This window comes from Variovorax multivorans, from assembly GCF_051216835.1.
Lineage (GTDB): Bacteria > Pseudomonadota > Gammaproteobacteria > Burkholderiales > Burkholderiaceae_C > Variovorax.
Window position 1 is genome coordinate 104,382 of sequence record NZ_JBPJZL010000006.1, and the last position, 18,431, is coordinate 122,812.

An 18,431-nucleotide genomic window follows, 5' to 3' on the forward strand; every position below is an offset into this window, starting at 1 on the left:
GCCAGCCCCAGGCAAGAAAAATTCGCCTGAGGGCTAGCGACGAACGGTGTCGTGCAATCTGCTGATGCGGCGGCCGGAGCCCGGGCGCACGGTGTCCACGCTCCGGCGGAGGCGAATCGTGGCGATCAGCTTGTCGTAGGTACGCATGGCGTTGTGAAGGATGAAGTGCAAAAAAACAAAAACCCCGGAGGGACGAACCTGCCGGGGTTTTCAATACCGGAAGGCGCAACGCCTTCCGAACGCAATCGAGGGCGATGTCAGGTGGCGATGCTCGCCTCGATGGCTTGGATGAATTTCATGGTGGGCTGAATTGTGGTGATGCCGGCGGGCAAAGGCAAGCGCGACGACATGGCCTGTTGGCTGGAAGTCACGGTGCCGCGGGAAGGCCTACACCACCAACCGATACCCCACAGCAGTCTCAGTCAACAGATGCCGAGGCTGCGCCGGATCGGCTTCCAGCTTCTGCCGCAGATGCCCCATGTAGATCCGCAGGTAGTGGCTCTGGTCGGAGTGCGAAGGCCCCCACACTTCGCGCAGCAGTTGCCGCTGCGTCAGCACGCGCCCCGCGTTCGCGACCAGCACCGACAGCAGGCGGTACTCGGTAGGCGTCAGGTGTACCTCCACGCCTGAACGCCGCACCAGCCGCGCAGCGCGATCAAGCTCGATCTCGCCGAAGCGGAACAGCGCCTCGGGAGGCTCTTCGGTGCTGCCACCCGTCGCTCGCGGACGGCGCAGGTTGGCTCGCACCCGCGCCAGCAGTTCACCGGTGCCGAAGGGCTTCGTCAGATAGTCGTCGGCCCCTGCGTCGAGCGCGGCGATCTTGTCGGCCTCATCTGTGCGCGCCGACAGCACGATGATCGGCACAGCCGACCAACCACGCACGTCGCGGATCAGCGAAACACCATCGCCATCGGGCAGGCCCAGATCGAGCACCAGCAGATCGGGCTGCCGCGTGCCGGCCGCAGCCAGCCCATCGCGCAATGTGTCGGCCTCATGCACCACCCAGCCTTCGGCTTCGAGCGCGCCGCGCACAAAGCGGCGAATCTGCGGCTCGTCTTCGATCACGATGGCGATGGGGGTTGGCATGGGTTCAGAGTTGGGCTTCTGCCGGTTCGGGAGGTTCGCGGCGGGGCAAAGTGACCGTGAATTCTGCACCGCCGTCGCGCGCGTTGCCCGCGGCGATTTCGCCGCCGTGCGCGTTCACCACGGCCTTGCAGATCGCCAGGCCCAGGCCCACGCCGGGCGTGGCCGATTCGACCTCGCCGCGCGTGAACTTGTCGAACAGCTTCTGCTCGTGGCCCAGCAGCGCGGCAGGCAGGCCGGGGCCATGGTCGCGCACCGTCAGCACCAGCGTGCCGGGCTCGGCACGCGCACCGACCACGATAGGCGGCGCGCCGTACTTGGTGGCGTTCTCCAGCAGGTTGACCAGCACGCGTTCGATCAGCACCGCGTCGAACTCGACCAGTGGCAGGTTGGGGTCGAGCGCGGTCTGCACGACGGTGTTGCCGAGCGACGTGCGCGCTGCGCGAATCGCAGAGCCCACCACCTCTTCCACCGACTGCCAGTCGCGTCGCAGGTTCACCGCACCGCCTGCAATGCCGCTTTCGAGCCGCGCCATGTCGAGCAGGTTGTTGACCAGCGCATGCAGCTCGTGCGCCTGCGCGACGATGGCGCGCGCGGTGTTGCCGTGCTCCTCGGGCGGCAGGGTCTGCAGCGATTCGGCCAGCACGATCAGCGCGGTGAGCGGCGTGCGCACGTCGTGCGAGATGGCGCCGAGCAGGGCGTTGCGCAGGCGCTCCGATTCCATCTCGACCACGGCCTGCTGCGCCACCTCGACGTAGTGCACGCGCTCCAGCGCAATCGCGATCTGCCGCGCCAACGTGTCGAGCTGCTGCGCCTGTTCGGGAATGAGCAGCCAGCGCGGCTGCGCGGGCGACAGCGCGAGCACGCCGCGCACGCGCATCGGCGCCTGCAACGGCACGTAGTGCCAGGCCTGCGCCGCCAGCGTGGCGGTCGCAAGGCCGGCGGGCTGGGCGTGGCGGAAGGCCCAGTCGGCCACCTGCGGGTCGAAGCCCTTGGGAGGGTCGACGGGCAGCATCAGTTGATCGGCCGCGTCGGTCACCAGCACCAGCGCATCGCCGCCGAAGTGGCCCCGCACGGCGGCAGCACCGAGCGTGACCACCTGCGAGCTTTCCAGCGCGGCCGACAGTTCGCGCGTGAGCTCGAACAGCGAGCGCGCGCGCCGCTCGCGGCTGGCCGACACACCAGCCGCGAAGCGCAGCCCCGCTGTGAGCTGCCCCACCAGCAGGCCGACGCCGAGCATGATCGCGAAGGTCAGCACGTACTGCACGTCGCTCACGGCGAACGACAGGCGCGGCGGCACGAAGAAATAGTCGAAGGCGGCGACGTTGAGCAAAGCCGCCAGCGCCGCGGGCCCGCGCCCGAAGCGCATCGCCACGCCCACCACGCCGAGCAGGAACAGCATGACGATGTTCGACAGCTCCAGCACGTGGGCCAGCGGCGTACAGATCAGCGTGAGCGCGATGCTGGTGGCAGCGGCCCATGCGTAGGCGGGCCAGTGGGTGGGCGCCTTCTCGTGATCGTCGCTGTCGATGCGCATGCCCTCCAGCTGGGTGCGCGACAGGCGGCGCGAGCTTTCCGCGCGGGCCACTTCCATGATGTCGAGCGCGGGTGCGCGTTGGGCCAGCGCACGCGCCAGCGGCTGCGCTCCCGCGGGCCACCAGCGGCGCCAGCCGGTGGCGGGTTCGGCGCGCCCCAGCACCAGCGTCGCGCAGTTGAGCCGGCGCGCCTGCTCGGCCAGCTGCTCCGCCACGTCGGAGCCGGTGAGCACGGCGGTGGCCGCGCCCAGTTCTTCCGCCAGTTTGAGTACAGCAAGAGTGCGATCGCGCTCCACCGCGGCCAGCCGCTGCAGCCTGGGCGTCTCGACATACACCGCATGCCAGCGCACATTGAGCTGGCCCGCGAGCCGTGCGGCCGTGCGCACCGTCTGCGCCGCGCCTTCATGCGGGCCGACGCAGGCGAGGATCGCACCCGATGTGTTCCAGGCCTGCAGTTCGCGGCCCTGCCCGTTGCCACCAGCGCCCGACTGCTCCACGCGCCAGCCGCGCACGTCGTCTTCCACATGCTCGGCGGTGCGGCGAAGCGCGATCTCGCGCAACGCGATCAGGTTGCCCTTGCGAAAGAAGTTCTGCGCGGCGCGCTCGGCCTGCTGCGGCATGTACACCTTGCCGGCCGCGAGCCGCGCCGTCAGCTCGTCGGGCGTGACGTCGACCAGCACCACCTCGTCGGCCTCGTCGAGCACGGTGTCGGGCACGGTCTCGTGCACGCGCACGCCGGTGATGGCACCGACCGTGCCGTTGAGGCTTTCGAGATGCTGCACGTTGAGCGCAGACCACACCTCGATGCCGGCGGCCAGCAGCTCCTGGACGTCTTGCCAGCGCTTGGCGTGGCGCGAGCCGGGTGCGTTGGTGTGGGCTAGCTCGTCGACCAGCAGCACGGCGGGCTTGCGCGCGAGCGCGGCGTCGAGGTCGAACTCGGCGAGGGTGCGGCCGCGGTAGTCCAGCTCGCGCAGCGGCAGTGTGTCGAGCCCCGCGAGCAGCGCAGCGGTTTCGCTGCGGCCGTGGGTCTCGACCACGCCTATCAGCACGTCGCGCCCTGTGGCGCGCTCGCGCTGCGCGGCGCTCAGCATGGCCCAGGTCTTGCCGACACCTGCGCTGGCGCCGAAGTAGATGCGCAGCTTGCCGCGCAATGCGCGCGCCTCGTCGCTGCGCAGTTGCGCTAGCAGGGCGTCGGGGTCGGGGCGGGAAACGTCGTTCATCGGCGGCACAGGTTAGCGCATGGGCCACAAGAAGGGAGGTGCGCCGCCGTGGCCCCGTTTGACTGTCGACTCACCCTAACGGCGCGCATGCGCAAGCCGCCCAGCGGATTCCGCGGAGCGCAGTTCTTCCGCCGTCAGCAGGTAGGCGGGGTTGTTGGTCAGTCGCTGGATGGCCAGGTCGATGAATGCCTTGGCACGCGCGGGCTGGGCCGTGCGGCTTCCGTAGTAGACGAACACGGCAGAACGGTCGGCGGCGTGCTCGCTCAGCAGCGGTATCAGCCGCCCGGCCCGGATGTGCGCGCTGGCGCTCACGCTGGTCATCGAACCGATGACATGCCCGGCCAGCACCGCTTCGGTTTCCAGCGCTTCGTCGTTGACGCACAGTGCCGGAACGATGTGGTGCTCGACGACATCCTCCCCGACCTTCACGTACCAGGGCATGACCTTGCCCGTGCTGGGAAGACGGAAGCCGCTGCAGCGATGCGCGGCCAGCGCGTTCAGGCTGTCGGGCGCGCCGTGGCGTTCAAGATACGACGGGGCCGCGCAGACGATGAGCTGGAGGCCGAACAGCCTTCGCGCAATGACGCCCTCGGCCGGCGACGGGCCGACGCGAAAGCCCACGTCGACCCGGTCTTCCACCCAGTTGCCGATGCGGTCGTCCAGTTGCACATCGGGCTGCACTTCGGGGTAAAGCCGGCAGAACTCGTCGAGCAGGGGCCAGAAAACGGGAGCGAAGGTCGATCGCGGCCCCACGATGCGTAGCGGCCCCGCAATCTCGTCGGTCGCGCGGCGCGCCATGTGCAATGCGCGCTGCAGGCCGAGCAGCGCGGGCTGCGCGGCTTCCAGAAACTGCCGCCCCTCGTCGGTGAGCGCCATGCTGCGCGTGGTGCGATGGAACAGCCGCACACCGAGGTGCTGCTCCAGTTGGGCCAGGGCCTGGCTGGCGGCCTGCGGCGTCATCCCCTGCGCCGCGGCGGCTTGGCGCAGGCTGCCGAGCTCGGCCGTCTTGGCGAATGTGGCGATGGAACGCAGTTCATTGATAGGCATAAAGGCCTCCAGTGTGGCCGTCGATTATCAAGAGCAACTTGTCAGTGCATCAAGGCCGTTCCGCCTAGTTCGGCCCGGGGGTACCGGCCTACATTGGTGGATTGCAGTTGTTCGAGATGAAAGGCACGCGGCACGGCATGAATACCCCCGACGAACCCACCACCATCTCCAGGCGCGATCTGCTGATAGCCGGGGCCGCTTCGGCGGCAGTGGTCGCGGAGGCTCCTGCGGCCAACGCGGCGACGACACCCGCGCCAAAGCTCTCCGGCCTGTCGAAGACGACCATTGAAGTGAATGGCAGGACGCACGTCCTCACGCTGGACAACCGCACCACCCTGCTCGATGCGTTGCGCGAGCACCTGCATCTGACCGGCACCAAGAAGGGTTGCGACCACGGCCAATGCGGCGCCTGCACCGTGATGGTGGACGGCCGCCGCATCAACTCGTGCCTGACTCTGGCGGTAATGCACGAAGGCGCCAAGGTCACCACCATCGAAGGCCTTGGCAAGCCGGGCTCGCTGCACCCGATGCAGGCCGCCTTCGTGAAGCACGACGGCTACCAGTGCGGCTACTGCACACCAGGGCAGATCTGCTCCGCCGTCTCCGTGCTGAACGAGATTCGCGAAGGCATCCCCAGCCACGTGAGCGCCGACCTGACGGCCAGGCCCCAGGTCACGGTGGTGGAACTGCGCGAACGCATGAGCGGCAACATCTGTCGATGCGGGGCCTACAGCAACATCGTCGATGCGATCACCGAAGTGGCCGCGGGGAGGCCGGCATGAAGTCTTTCACCTACGAGCGCGTGTCTTCGCCGACGGAGGCCGTCATGAAGGCGGCAAGGGTGCCGGGTGCACGCTTCATCGCGGGCGGCACCAACCTGCTGGACCTGATGAAGCTGGAGATAGAGACGCCCGCGCACCTTATCGACGTCAACGGCCTGGGCTTCGACAAGATCGAAAGCACGCCAGACGGCGGCCTGCGCATCGGCGCGCTGGTGCGCAACACCGATCTTGCCGCCGACAGCCGCGTGCGGCGCGACCACGGTTTGCTGTCGCGCGCCCTGCTCGCCGGCGCATCGGGCCAGCTGCGCAACAAGGCAACGACCGCGGGCAACCTGTTGCAGCGAACGCGTTGCCCTTACTTCTACGACACCAACCAGGCCTGCAACAAGCGCCAGCCCGGCAGCGGGTGCTCGGCCATCGGCGGGTACACCCGGCAGCATGCGATCGTGGGTACGAGCGATGCATGCATCGCGACGCATCCCAGCGACATGGCCGTCGCGATGCGCGCGCTCGATGCGACTGTGGAGACCATCCGCGCCGACGGCTCGCGGCGCACCATCCCCATCGCCGACTTCCACAAGCTGCCCGGCGCCACGCCGTATGTCGAAACCGCGCTGACGCCCGGCGAGCTGATCACGTCGGTCAAGCTCCCCGCACCGGTGGGCGGCAAGCACATCTATCAGAAGGTGCGCGACCGGGCCTCCTATGCCTTCGCGCTGGTTTCGGTGGGCGCGATCGTGCAGCGCGACGGCAGCGCCCGCGTTGCGGTGGGCGGCGTCGCGCACAAGCCGTGGCGTGTCGAAGCAGCCGAGGCCGAGATGCCTCGCGGCGCCAGGGCCGTGACCGCGGCATTGCTTGCCGGCGCCAAAACCACTTCGCAGAACGCCTTCAAGGTGTCGCTGGTCGAGCGCACGCTCGATGCGGTGCTGACGCAAGCCAGGAGCTGAGCGATGAAGTTCGACACCCCCGCCACCACCAACCCCATCGACCAGCTGAAAGTGGTCGGCCAGCCGGTGGACCGCATCGACGGTCCGCTCAAGACCACGGGCACGGCGCCCTACGCATACGAGCGGCATGACGTCGTGCCCAACCAGGCGTACGGCTACATCGTCGGATCGGCCATTGCCAAGGGCCGGATCATTTCGATCGACCTGAGCCGCGCGAAGGCCGCGCCGGGCGTGATCGCCATCGTCACGCATGAGAACGCAGGCAAGCTGGGCAAGGGCAACTTCAACACGGCCCGGCTGCTCGGCGGCCCCGTCATCGACCACTACCACCAGGCCGTTGCGCTCGTCGTGGCGCAGACCTTCGAGCAGGCGCGCGCCGCGGCACAACTCGTTCAGGTGCAGTACGCACGCGCCGAAGGCAGCTTCGGCCTCGCGGACGCGAAGGCTTCGACGGACCGCAAGACGATCAACCGCGACAACACCGTCGGCGACTTCGCCAGCGCATTCGCCAAGGCCGAAGTGCGGCTGGACCAGACCTACACCACGCCCGACCACTCGCACGCAATGATGGAGCCGCAAGCCACCATCGCCGCATGGGACGGCGACAAGCTCACCGTGTGGACCTCGAACCAGATGATCGACTGGACCACCGGCGAACTCGCGAAGACGCTGGACATGCCCAAGGACAAGGTCCACCTCATGTCGCCCTACATCGGCGGCGGTTTCGGCGGCAAGCTGTTCCTGCGGGCGGACACGCTGCTCGCGGCACTGGGCGCGCGCATTGCGCGCCGGCCGGTCAAGGTCGCGCTGCAGCGCCCGCTGATCGCCAACAACACCACGCACCGGCCCGCGACGATCCAGCGCATCCGCATCGGTGCCACCGCGCAGGGAAAGATCACGGCCATCGGCCATGAGAGCTGGTCCGGCAACCTGGTGGACGGCAAGCCCGAGAACGCGGTGCAGCAGACGCGCCTGCTCTACGCGGGCGAGCACCGGCTCACCGGCACCCGGCTGGCCCTGCTCGACCTGCCCGAAGGCAACGCGATGCGCGCACCGGGCGAGGCGCCGGGGCTGATGGCGTTGGAAATCGCCGTCGACGAAATCTCGCAACAGTTGGGCATCGACCCCATCGAGTTCCGCGTGCTCAACGACACGCAGGTAGACCCGGCCAACCCGAGCCGTCCCTTCTCGCAGCGCCGCCTCATCGAGTGCCTGCGCACCGGGGCCGAGCGCTTCGGATGGAACAAGCGCAGCGCGCGGCCCGGCCTCGTGCGCGACGGCCGATGGCTCGTCGGCATGGGTGTGGCGGCCGCCTTCCGCAACAACCAGGTGATGAAGTCGGCCGCGCGCGTGGCATTGGATGCGCGCGGCATCGTGACCGTCGAGACCGATATGACGGACATCGGCACCGGCAGCTACACGATCATTGCGCAGACGGCCGCCGAGATGATGGGCGTGCCGCTCGAACGCGTGGTCGTACGGCTCGGCGATTCGCACTTTCCCGCGTCCGCCGGCTCCGGCGGGCAATGGGGCGCCAACTGCTCGACGGCTGGCGTCTACGCGGCTTGCACCAAGCTGCGGGAGGCCGTCGCGCAGCGAGCGGGCCTGGATGCCGCCAGCGCCGTCTTCGCGGACGGCATGGTGCGCGCCGGTGGCCGGAACGTTCCACTCGCCGGTATCGCGGGCGGCGAGAGCATCGTCGCGGAAGACGTGCTGGAGTTCGGCAACCTCGACAAGCAATACCAGCAGTCCACCTTCGGCGCGCACTTCGTGGAAGTCGGGGTGGACGCATTCACCGCGGAGATACGGGTGCGCCGCATGCTCGCAGTCTGCGCCGCGGGCCGCATCCTCAACCCCAAGTCGGCGCGCAGCCAGGTCATCGGCGCGATGACCATGGGCGTCGGTGCAGCGCTCATGGAAGAGCTTGCCGTGGACGAGCGCCTGGGCTTCTTCGTCAACCACGACCTGGCCGGCTACGAGGTGCCGGTGCATGCCGACATCCCGCACCAGGAAGTGATCTTCCTGGACGAGACCGACCCGATCTCTTCGCCTATGAAGGCCAAGGGCGTCGGTGAACTTGGCATCTGCGGCGTGGGTGCGGCGGTGGCGAATGCGATCCACAACGCGACGGGAATACGGGTGCGCGACTATCCGATCACGCTGGACAAGCTCATCAGTCGGATGCCGGATGCGGCGTGAGGCACCTCATCGTTGAGGCGGTGGTTTATAGAGAGGATCGCCCGTTTGACATGGGCATTCATGCGGGCAGGCAGGCAGGAAGTCGATCTCCACCCGCTTGACGTCCTCTTTACCCAAGGCCCCAGCCGGATAGACATAGCCCTTCGCCGGAGGAGTGACCGTCGGTACGGTGAACCGAAGGTCTTCATCGAGGACTCGAGCGACGTTCCTGGCTCGCGTCATCGCCAGGTTGTGAGGGTCACGCTCGCCTTGCTCAGCGTTGGCTCCCATGTTTATCGCCTGACGATTTGGATACCTCTCGCGAAGCATGGCGGTCCAGTTGGCCAGCCTCAACACTTGCTCCGCCGAAACCCTGGAGGAATTTCGCTCGAAGAACACGTCGATGCTTTTGCCTGGGCTGCAGGCGAAGGCCGCAGCGGGCGCGACCAGAGAAGCGAGAAACACAATGTGCCTGATTTGACGCGGCAATTCGCTCATTGCTTCAGTACTTGAAACCGGGGATCGGTACCGGCGTGCAGTCGGGCATGTCCTTCATCGGCGGCATGACCTCTATCCCTGCGTAGTTGCCTTCATGTATTGCCCATTCAGGCGGGTAAACATTCGACGAAACGCGCAACTTCACTCCGTCAAGAAGAGATTGCACCGCACGAGCTGCTTCAATTGCGCGGCGTTGCGCCAGTGGCTTTGCGTTGGGTGCGGTTTCGCGTGCTACGCCCTCGACGCCTGCCTCGTCCAAGTGCGGGTACACGCGGCGGAAATGATTCAGTCTGGCAGCAAGTAGCACGATCTGATCTCGACCCAAGGTCGAGGAGTCTTCGTCAAAGATCAGGACGATAGTCAATGGTGGCTTGCATGCTTGCGCCGCGTCGCAGATGCCCAGCCCAATCAGGACGACCAAAATGAAAAAGATGCGTCTAGTCGCCATAAAGCACGTACCCCACGATGCTGTCCGCATTCACTCTTGCTGCGTTTGTATTGGAAGCCAGCAACTTCAGACTCTGTCCCATCTGGTAGACCGTATCGTTCGATGAAAACACATCGTCGAAGTGGGTCACCTCGTGGATGATCGTTGCCAGCTTTGAGTCGATTCTGTAAGAAATATCGGGGAGCTCGCAGAACTCAAACCCTATTCCGATAGTGCGCGTCTTGATGTCAGGTTTGCACACTTCGGCAGCAACGCGACCACCATAGCCCGAGGGAATGCAGCCGACATTCCGGATCGCCTCCTCTGAATAGCGCACGAAGTTGGCTTCCGTCAGCCCCTTCAAGACACGGATGCACGCCTTCAGGCCAGCGTCCAAATGGTGTCGCAAGCCTTCGTCATTCTGGCCGAACCACCTCATCGCGCGTTCCTGCTCGGGCTTTCCCCAAACGATCAAATCCTTGACGCGTTTTTCGACCAGATCAACTGCGAGGTCTCGCAGCGCCATAACCTTGCTGGCGAATTGCTTGTTGGTCATGTTCGAACAGATGTTCTCAGTCTGCGTCGCCTCGGGCGGGTGCTCCACGAGGTCGTCGACCAGCTTCTTGCTCGCTGCGACAGTGGTTGAATTCCCTGCGAACCAACCCGGCAATGCGGTGAAGCTTGGACTGAAGTCGCTCACAGCACCAGCCAATGCGTCATCGTAGGTCGGCGGATGCTGCAACTTGGAAACAAGCGGGGGCGGAACCGGACAGTGGCAAACCACCACGTCGCCTTCCAGCGCCATTTCAGCGCTGTGAAACCATCCTCTGCGAGGTCCGCCAGCCTTGGCAATGATGCCGACGCTGTTGCAACCCTCGCAGTAAGCCCGCCCGCCGATCAGCGCGAGGCATTTTCCAAAGACGTCCGACATGGGTCCACCGTAGGGCAATACAGCGCCGCCTGAAGCCGGTGGATCGCCCACCACGATTAGCTTTCGCATCATTCCAAGAATCTCCAAATTAAGGATGGAGATTTGTATGTGGCTCAAGTTACGCCGCCATCAATCGCTGCGAATGGGCATCGATAAGGCGACTTTGTTCACGCCCGAGGCGGCGTGAGCCTCGTCGACACGCGGCGATGTGCGCAAGCCGCACAACACTTGTCGCCGTGCCGGCCTAGTCGCTGTCCACTGCCGTTCCTAGACTTCCTGCATCACTTTTGATGGATCTCCAGGAACAGCAACCATGTCAGGACTCTCTCGCCGCGGACTCATGAGCGCACTGGCCGTGCCCTGCGCGGCCGGCATCGTCGGCACCGCCGCTGCGGCATCGCCCTTCGCTCCCACACCCACCCTCCGCGCCATGTCGGGCGCGAAACCGCTGCAGCGGTTGAACGGCAAGGCCACGGCCTTGCTGGTGATCGATTTCCAGAACGAGTACTTCACCGGCCGCATGCCCATTGCCGACGCATCGGATGCCGTCGCCCACACGAAGCGCCTTCTCGCGTGGGCTGACCGGCACGCCCTCCCCGTGTTCCAGATACAGCACGTGGCACCGGCAGGCTCCGCGACATTCGCCCAGGGCGGCGACACCGTGAAGTTCCACACTGACATGCAACCGAGGGCGCGCGACATCGTCGTGCAGAAGACCACCGTCAGCGTCTTCGCAAGCACCGACATCGCACAGCGCCTGCGATCGGCCGGTGTGCAGACGCTGGTCATCACCGGCCTCATGACCCACGCATGCGTGGCCGGCGCTGCCCGCGACGGCGCCGTGCAGGGGTTCGACGTGGTGGTGTCGTCCGATGCCGCTGCCACCCGGTCGATCCGCCGCGAGAACGGCGACACCGTTTCACACGACAGCCTGCATCGCGCAGCGCTGGCCGAGATCGAAGACACCTTCGGCGAAGTGCTGACGACCGCGCAGATCCTGGCATTGCCGGTTGCCTGAAAATGCGAAGGATCTAAAGAACCCGCGGGAGGGCGGCGCATGGATCAGGTGAAGGCGATGCGCGCCTTTCAGCGCATCGCGCAAGCGAAGAGCCTTTCGTCCGCGGCGCAGTCGCTGGGCACCACGCACTCCAGCCTGTCGCGCCAGTTGCAGGCACTGGAGGCGTCGCTCGGCGCGCAGCTGGTGCGGCGCGACACGCGCGGCATCACGCTGACCGAAGCGGGGCATCGCTACCTCGCCGCCTGCACGGACATCCTCTCGCGGCTGGATGCGGCCCATGCCGATGCGGCGACGGACGGCAAGGCGCCCTCGGGGACGCTGAAGGTGAGCATGCCGCTCTCGATCGCGACGCTGGAGCTGCCCGACTGGCTGCCTGCCTTCCAGGCGCGCCATGCGGGCATCCGGCTGGAAGTCGTTTGCACCGACCGTTTCACCAAGCTTGTGGCCGAAGGCATCGACGTCGCGTTGCGTATCAGCGCCGAACTGGAGGATGCCTCGACGATGGTGCGGACGCTGGCCGTCTCCGACATGGTGCTGGTCGCCGCGCCCCGGTATCTAGTCGAGCACGGCCTGCCCCGCACACCGGAAGACCTGTCGCAGCACCAGTGCCTGCAGCACAACGGGCCGGAAAGCCCCGCGCGCTGGACCCTGCATATGCGCAATGGTCAACAGCAAACGCTAAAGCCGGATGCGCGCTTCGCTTGCGACACGATCACCGCGCTGCATTCGGCCGCGAAATGCGGGCTGGGCATCGCAGCGCTGACCTGGCACACGGTGCGCGCCGACCTGCAGTCGGGTGCCCTCGTGCGCGTTCTGCCAGACGCGACGCTCGGGCAGCGCACTTACGCGGCGCTCTATCCGCGCACGCGGCACGTGCAGCCCGCGGTGCGCGCCTTCATCGATTTCATGGCGGCTCATTACAGATAGCAAAGCCGCGGGTTGTCACAACCCGGGTGGATGGCACGTCTTCTTCAGGTCAGCGGGAATCCCCGCGTAACCCTGGAGAACTCGACATGCACAGCAGCCTTGCGCAAATAGCCCCGGCCTATGACGGCCATTGCCACGCCTTCATCGACAGGCCACCGGCATCTTTTAATAATCAAAGTACTTTCTTTGATTAATAATGGACGTCGTAATGAACAAGCAATCAAGGGCGTGGCTAGGCGCCGGCCTCGCGACATTGGTAATTGGGGGAGCCGGCTACGGGCTCGTCACGAAGCTCACGCCGGCGCATGCGGAGGGTGGCGGCAGGCCGCCGGCCAAGGTGGCGGTGGCCATCGCGCAGAAGACGGAGGTGGCGCGCTTTCTCAGCGGCATCGGCACGCTGGAGGCCAACCGGCAGGTGGAGGTGCCGGCGGAAGTGGAAGGCCGCGTCGCGAAGATTCTCTTCACGCCCGGCGGCGAAGTGCGCGCAGGGCAACTGCTGGTACAGCTCAACGACGCGCCCGAGCAGGGCGACCTGGAGCGCCTGACGGCCCAGCGCGCCAATGCCAAGGCACTGCTCGACCGCACGCGCCGACTGGTGCCGCAGCAGGCGGCCACACAGGAACAGCTCGAACAGGCGCAGGCCGCCTTCGACCAGGCCAGCGGCGACCTGCGGCGCGTGCAGGCGCTGCTGGAGCAGAAGCGCATCAAGGCGCCGTTCGATGGCGTGCTCGGCATCCGCCGCGTCAACCTCGGCCAGTTCGTGCGGGCCGGCGATGCGCTGGTGTCGCTCACCGACAGCCGCACGCTGTTCGCCAACCTCACGCTTCCCGAGACGGCGCTGCCCGTGCTCAAGCGCAACCAGCAAGTGGCGCTCTCGGTCGATGCCTATCCGGGGCGCGTGTTCCAGGGCCGGCTCAGCACCATCGAGCCGCAGATCGGCAGCGACACGCGCACGGTGCGCCTGCAGGCCACCATCGACAACGCCGATGGCGCGCTCACGCCGGGCATGTTCGTCCACGGCAAGGTCGCGTTGCCGGCGCGCAACGACGCCATCACCGTGCCCGAGACGGCCATCACCTACAGCACGCACGGCGACTCGGTCTTCGTGGTGCGGCCCGCCGAAAAGGGCGACGGCTTCACGGCGCTGCAGGTGTTCGTGAAGGCCGGCGAGCGGCAGGACGGCCTGGTCGTCATCGAGAAAGGCCTGATGCCCGGCGACAAGGTCGTCACCTCCGGCCAGCTGCGCCTGTACACCGGCGCCGCCGTGATGCCGACTGCAAAAGACACGCTGGCCCTCGCGCAGGAATCGAAGTCATGAAGTTCACCGACCTCTTCGTGCGCCGCCCCGTGCTGGCGCTGGTGGTGAGCACGCTCATCCTGCTGCTCGGCGCGCGTGCGCTGGGCGACCTGCCGGTGCGGCAATACCCGTTGACCGAGAGCACTACGCTCAGCATCACCACGCAGTACCCCGGTGCCTCGCCGGAGCTGATGCAGGGCTTCGTCACGCAGCCCATCGCGCAGGCGGTGGCGACCATCGAGAACGTCGACTACCTGTCGTCGTCTTCCACGCTGGGCCGCAGCGTGATCAGCGTGCGCATGAAGCTCAATGCCGACGCCAACCAGGCACTCACGCAAGCCATGGCCCAGGTCAGCCAGGTGAAGTACCGGCTGCCGGCCGAGGCCTTCGACCCGGTCATCCTCAAATCGTCGGGCGAGGCAACGGCCGTGGCCTACGTCGGCTTCTCCAGCAAGACGATGCCGATGCCGGCGCTCACCGATTACCTCTCGCGCGTGGTGCAGCCGCAGTTCGCCTCCATCACCGGCGTGTCTGGCGTCGAAGTCTCGGGCGGGCAGACGCTGGCGATGCGCGTGTGGCTCGACCCCAACCGCATGGCCGCGCGCGGCATTTCGGCCGGCGAGCTGGCCGACGCGCTGCGCCAGAACAACGTGCAGGCCGCGCCCGGACAGGTGAAGGGCTTGTACGTGGTGTCGAACATCCGCGTGAACACCGATCTGGTGAACGTGGCGGAGTTCCGCGACATGGTGGTCAAGCGGGACGGCGATGCCATCGTGCGTTTGGGCGACGTGGCTACCGTGGAGCTGGGCGCGGCCAGCGCCGACAGCAGCGCCACGATGGACGGCGTGCCCGCCATCTACCTCGGCCTGCAGGCAGCGCCCAACGGCAACCCGCTGGTGATCGTGAAGCGCATCCGCGAGCTGCTGCCCGGCATCAAGCAGAACCTGCCGCCGGGCGTTGAAGTGCAGTTGCCCTTCGAGCTGGCGCGCTTCATCGAGGCTTCCATCGACGAGGTGCGGCACACGCTGCTCGAAGCCATCGCCATCGTGGTGATCGTGATCTTCCTGTGTCTGGGCTCGATCCGCGCGGTGCTCATTCCGGTGGTGACGATTCCGTTGTCGATGCTCGGCGCGGCCGCGCTGATGCTGCTGTTCGGCTTCAGCATCAACCTGCTGACACTGCTGGCGATGGTGCTGGCCATCGGGCTGGTGGTGGACGACGCCATCGTGGTGGTGGAGAACGTGCATCGCCACATAGAAGAAGGCAAGTCGCGCGTGCAGGCCGCATTGATCGGCGCGCGCGAAGTGGCCGGCCCGGTGATCGCGATGACGCTCACGCTCGCTGCGGTGTACGCGCCCATCGGGCTCATGGGCGGGCTCACGGGTTCGCTCTTCAAGGAGTTCGCGTTCACGCTGGCGGGCGCGGTGGTGGTGTCGGGCGTGATCGCGCTCACGCTGTCGCCGGTGATGAGCTCGTTCCTGCTGCCGCAGGACACCACGGGCAGTCGCATGGCGCGCGCCGCCGAGGCCTTCTTCCACCGGCTCGCCACGGGCTACGGCCGGCTGCTGGATGTGTCGCTGCATCACCGCTGGGTGACCGGCGCGTTCGCGGCGCTGGTGCTGGTGAGCCTGCCCTTCCTCTACAACGCGGCGCAGCGCGAGCTCGCGCCCGGCGAAGACCAGGCCATGGTGCTCACGGCCATCAAGTCGCCGCAGCACGCGAACATCGACTACGTCGAGAAGTTCGGCAAGAAGTGGGACGAGGTGTTCGCCACGCTGCCCGAGAACACCGGCCGCTGGCTCATCAACGGCTCGGACGACGTGTCGAACAGCATCGGCGGCGTGCAGCTTTCCGACTGGAAAGACCGCAAGCGCAACGCCGACCAGATCCAGGGCGACACGCAGGGCCGCATGAACGACGTGGAAGGCAGCAGCGTCTTCGCGTTCCAGCTGCCCTCGCTGCCGGGCTCTACCGGCGGGCTGCCGGTGCAGATGGTGATCCGCAGCGCGGGCGACCATCGCACCGTGTTCGAGGCGATGGAGGCGCTGAAGAAGTCGGCGCGCGACAGCGGCAAGTTCGCCGTGGTCGACAGCGACCTGGAGTTCAACAACCCCACGGTCGAGATCCGCGTGGACCGCGCCAAGGCCAACAGCATGGGCGTGACGATGAAGTCCATCGGCGACACGCTGGCGGTGCTGGTGGGCGAGAACTACGTCAACCGCTTCGGCATGGACGGCCGCTCTTACGACGTGATTCCGCAATCGCCGCGCGAGCAGCGGCTCACGGCCGAGGCGCTGTCGCGCTACTTCGTGAAGAGCGCGAGCGGCCAGCCCGTGCCGCTGGCCAACCTGGTGCAGCTGTCGACCAGCGTGGGCCCCAACAAACTCACGCAGTTCAACCAGCTCAATGCGTCCACCTTCCAGGCCATTCCGATGCCGGGCGTGACCATGGGCGACGCGGTGGCCTTCCTGAGCGAAGAGGCGAAGAAGCTGCCGGCCGGCTTCAGCTACGACTGGCAGTCGGACGCGCGGCAGTTCACGCAGGAGGGCTCGGCACTGGTAATGGCTTTTGTGTTCGCCATCGTGGTGATCTACCTGGTGCTGGCCGCGCAGTACGAGAGCCTGCGCGATCCGCTGATCATTCTGATCAGCGTGCCGATGTCGATCTGCGGCGCGCTGGTGCCGCTGGCACTGGGCTTCGGCACCATCAACATCTACACGCAGATCGGGCTGGTGACGCTCATCGGGCTCATCAGCAAGCACGGCATCCTGATGGTGGAGTTCGCCAACGAGATCCAGATGCACAAGGGCTTCGACCGGCGCGCGTCGATCGAGGAGGCCGCGCGCATCCGGCTGCGCCCCATCCTGATGACCACGGCCGCGATGGTGATGGGGCTGGTGCCGCTGCTGTTCGCGAGCGGCGCAGGCGCCAACAGCCGCTTCAGCATCGGCCTGGTGATCGTGGTCGGCATGCTGGTGGGCACGCTGTTCACGCTGTTCGTGCTGCCCACGATGTACACGCTGCTGGCGCGCGACCACCGCGCGGCGGGCCACTCGCAGCGCGCGGCCGAACTCGAAGCGCTGGCCGAAGGAGCATGACCATGAACCGACTCTTTACCTACGCCGCTCCCTTCGCATTGAGCATGCTGGTGCTGGCCGGCTGCGCCGTTGGGCCCAACTACAAAGCGCCGGCCGACGCACCCGTTGCCATCACCGTGCCCGAGCGCTCGCTGTTTGCCACCGACGCGGTGCAGCGCGACTGGTGGCACCAGCTCGACGATCCGCAGCTCGATGCGCTGATCGACCGCGCACTGGCCGAGAACCACGACATCCGCATCGCGCAGGCCCGGCTGCTCGAAGCCCGCGCCACGCAGACCGAGGCGGAGCTCGACCGGCTGCCGGTCGTGACCGCCGGCGCGAGCAAGACGCGCAGCATCGCGCAAGGCAACAGCGGCACTCAACCCGATGTACGTTCGCTGTCGCAGAGCAGCCGCACGGGCTTCGACGCCTCGTGGGAAATCGACCTGTTCGGCCGCCTGAAGCGGCTCGACGAGGCAGCGACCGCGCGCACCGAGGCCAGCGCCGCTGACCTCGAACAGGTGCGCATCGTTGCCGTGGCCGAGCTGGCGCGCAACTACTACGAGATGCGCGGCGCCGAGCAGCGCATTGCCGTGACGCGCCGCACGCTCGACAGCCTGCGCCAGAGCCTGCGCGTGACCGAGGCGCAGGTGCAGACCGGCCGCGGCCTCGAGGGCGACCTGGCAAGCGCGCAGGCCAACCTGGCGACCACCGAAAGCCAGCTGCCCGCGCTCGAAACCACGCGCCGGCAGTCGGCCTACCGCGTCGCGGTGCTGGCCGGCCTGCGCCCCGGCGAGCTGGAGCCGATGCTGCAGCCGCGCCAGCTGCGCGTGCTCGACAAGCGCCTGCCCATCGGCGACCTGGCCGACCTGCTGCGCCGCCGGCCCGACGTGCTGCGCGCCGAGCGTGGCCTGGCGGCCAGCACGGCCGACGTGGGCGCGGTCACGGCCGAGCTGTATCCGCGCTTCGACATCGGCGGCTTCCTGGGCTTTGTCGCGCTACGGGGCTCCGACCTGGGCAGTTCATCGAGCCGGGCCTTCAGCGTGACGCCGGGCGTGAGCTGGCCGGCTCTGCGGCTGGGCTCGGTGAAGGCCCGCGTGCGTGGCGCCGAGGCTCGGGCCGAAGGCGACCGCGCGCTCTACGAGCAGACCGTGCTGCGCGCCATCGAGGACGTGGAAGGCGCCCTCACCGGCTATGGCCAGAACCAGCTGCGCCTGCAGCGGCTGGTGGAAGCCTCCGCCCGCAGCGGCCGCGCCGCCGAACTGGCCGAGGTGCGCTACCGCGAAGGTGCCGCCCCCTACCTGAGCGTGCTCGACGCACAGCGCACCCTGCTGCGCGCACAAGACGCCGTGGCCGAGGCCGAAACCGCCTCGTACACCAGCCTCGTCGCGCTCTACAAGGCGCTGGGCGGCGGCTGGCAAGCACCCGCCGCTGCGAAGGGAGTGCCAACCACCTGACAATGGC

General features: G+C 67.1%; 15 protein-coding genes. 9 read left to right on the forward strand and 6 right to left on the reverse strand.

Annotated features, from left to right (window positions below):
- Positions 1-51 precede the first annotated feature (51 nt).
- Complete coding sequence (locus ACSFCA_RS16720) at positions 52-309, forward strand: hypothetical protein (protein WP_435477069.1); 258 nt, start codon at positions 52-54, stop codon at positions 307-309.
- A 78-nt stretch (positions 310-387) separates the two neighbouring features.
- Here the strand turns inward: ACSFCA_RS16720 and kdpE are convergent, their stop codons facing one another.
- From kdpE to ACSFCA_RS16735, 3 genes are all read right to left on the reverse strand, one after another.
- The gene (gene kdpE / locus ACSFCA_RS16725; RefSeq protein ID WP_435460471.1) at positions 388-1,086 is read right to left on the reverse strand and encodes a two-component system response regulator KdpE; all 699 of its coding nucleotides are present in this window, start codon (positions 1,084-1,086) and stop codon (positions 388-390) included.
- Between the two features lie 4 nt (positions 1,087-1,090).
- Positions 1,091-3,838: a DUF4118 domain-containing protein gene (locus ACSFCA_RS16730; protein WP_435460470.1), complete on the reverse strand. Its 2,748-nt coding sequence runs from the start codon at positions 3,836-3,838 to the stop codon at positions 1,091-1,093.
- A 75-nt stretch (positions 3,839-3,913) separates the two neighbouring features.
- Positions 3,914-4,885 carry a LysR family transcriptional regulator gene (locus tag ACSFCA_RS16735; RefSeq protein WP_258352428.1) on the reverse strand — a complete coding sequence of 324 codons (972 nt, stop codon included), beginning with the start codon at positions 4,883-4,885 and terminating at the stop codon, positions 3,914-3,916.
- 137 nt (positions 4,886-5,022) lie between these two features.
- Between ACSFCA_RS16735 and paoA the strand changes: the two genes are divergently transcribed.
- Genes paoA through paoC form a run of 3 tightly spaced genes read left to right on the forward strand, consistent with a single transcriptional unit; the run spans position 5,023 to position 8,813 of the window.
- The gene (gene paoA / locus ACSFCA_RS16740) at positions 5,023-5,667 is read left to right on the forward strand and encodes an aldehyde dehydrogenase iron-sulfur subunit PaoA (protein ID WP_435460469.1); all 645 of its coding nucleotides are present in this window, start codon (positions 5,023-5,025) and stop codon (positions 5,665-5,667) included.
- Positions 5,664-6,614 (forward strand): FAD binding domain-containing protein, encoded by a 951-nt coding sequence (locus tag ACSFCA_RS16745; RefSeq protein WP_435460468.1) that lies wholly within the window; start codon positions 5,664-5,666, stop codon positions 6,612-6,614. The genes paoA and ACSFCA_RS16745 overlap by 4 nt, the downstream gene beginning before the upstream one ends.
- A gap of 3 nt (positions 6,615-6,617) precedes the next feature.
- On the forward strand, positions 6,618-8,813 hold the full coding sequence (gene paoC, locus ACSFCA_RS16750; RefSeq protein ID WP_435460467.1) for an aldehyde oxidoreductase molybdenum-binding subunit PaoC: 2,196 nt from the start codon (positions 6,618-6,620) through the stop codon (positions 8,811-8,813).
- Between the two features lie 6 nt (positions 8,814-8,819).
- Here the strand turns inward: paoC and ACSFCA_RS16755 are convergent, their stop codons facing one another.
- The 3 genes from ACSFCA_RS16755 to ACSFCA_RS16765 all read right to left on the reverse strand — a co-directional run bounded on the left by ACSFCA_RS16755 (position 8,820) and on the right by ACSFCA_RS16765 (position 10,765).
- Complete coding sequence (locus tag ACSFCA_RS16755) at positions 8,820-9,290, reverse strand: hypothetical protein (protein ID WP_435460466.1); 471 nt, start codon at positions 9,288-9,290, stop codon at positions 8,820-8,822.
- Positions 9,291-9,294: 4 nt separating this feature from the next.
- Positions 9,295-9,654 (reverse strand): hypothetical protein, encoded by a 360-nt coding sequence (locus ACSFCA_RS16760; protein ID WP_435460465.1) that lies wholly within the window; start codon positions 9,652-9,654, stop codon positions 9,295-9,297.
- 73 nt (positions 9,655-9,727) lie between these two features.
- A complete protein-coding gene (locus ACSFCA_RS16765) occupies positions 9,728-10,765 on the reverse strand; it encodes a M35 family metalloendopeptidase (RefSeq protein WP_435460464.1) in 1,038 nt (345 codons plus the stop codon).
- 196 nt (positions 10,766-10,961) lie between these two features.
- Here ACSFCA_RS16765 and ACSFCA_RS16770 point away from each other — a divergent pair, with 196 nt between their 5' ends.
- From ACSFCA_RS16770 to ACSFCA_RS16790, 5 genes are all read left to right on the forward strand, one after another.
- The gene (locus ACSFCA_RS16770; RefSeq protein ID WP_435460463.1) at positions 10,962-11,666 is read left to right on the forward strand and encodes a cysteine hydrolase family protein; all 705 of its coding nucleotides are present in this window, start codon (positions 10,962-10,964) and stop codon (positions 11,664-11,666) included.
- A 39-nt stretch (positions 11,667-11,705) separates the two neighbouring features.
- Entirely contained in the window at positions 11,706-12,593 is an 888-nt protein-coding gene (locus ACSFCA_RS16775; RefSeq protein ID WP_435460462.1) for a LysR family transcriptional regulator, read from the forward strand.
- A 208-nt stretch (positions 12,594-12,801) separates the two neighbouring features.
- On the forward strand, positions 12,802-13,911 hold the full coding sequence (locus ACSFCA_RS16780) for an efflux RND transporter periplasmic adaptor subunit (RefSeq protein ID WP_435460461.1): 1,110 nt from the start codon (positions 12,802-12,804) through the stop codon (positions 13,909-13,911).
- A complete protein-coding gene (locus ACSFCA_RS16785) occupies positions 13,908-16,988 on the forward strand; it encodes a MexW/MexI family multidrug efflux RND transporter permease subunit (RefSeq protein ID WP_435460460.1) in 3,081 nt (1,026 codons plus the stop codon). Before ACSFCA_RS16780 ends, ACSFCA_RS16785 begins: the two co-directional genes overlap by 4 nt.
- Entirely contained in the window at positions 16,985-18,424 is a 1,440-nt protein-coding gene (locus ACSFCA_RS16790) for an efflux transporter outer membrane subunit (RefSeq protein WP_435460459.1), read from the forward strand. Before ACSFCA_RS16785 ends, ACSFCA_RS16790 begins: the two co-directional genes overlap by 4 nt.
- Positions 18,425-18,431 lie beyond the last annotated feature (7 nt).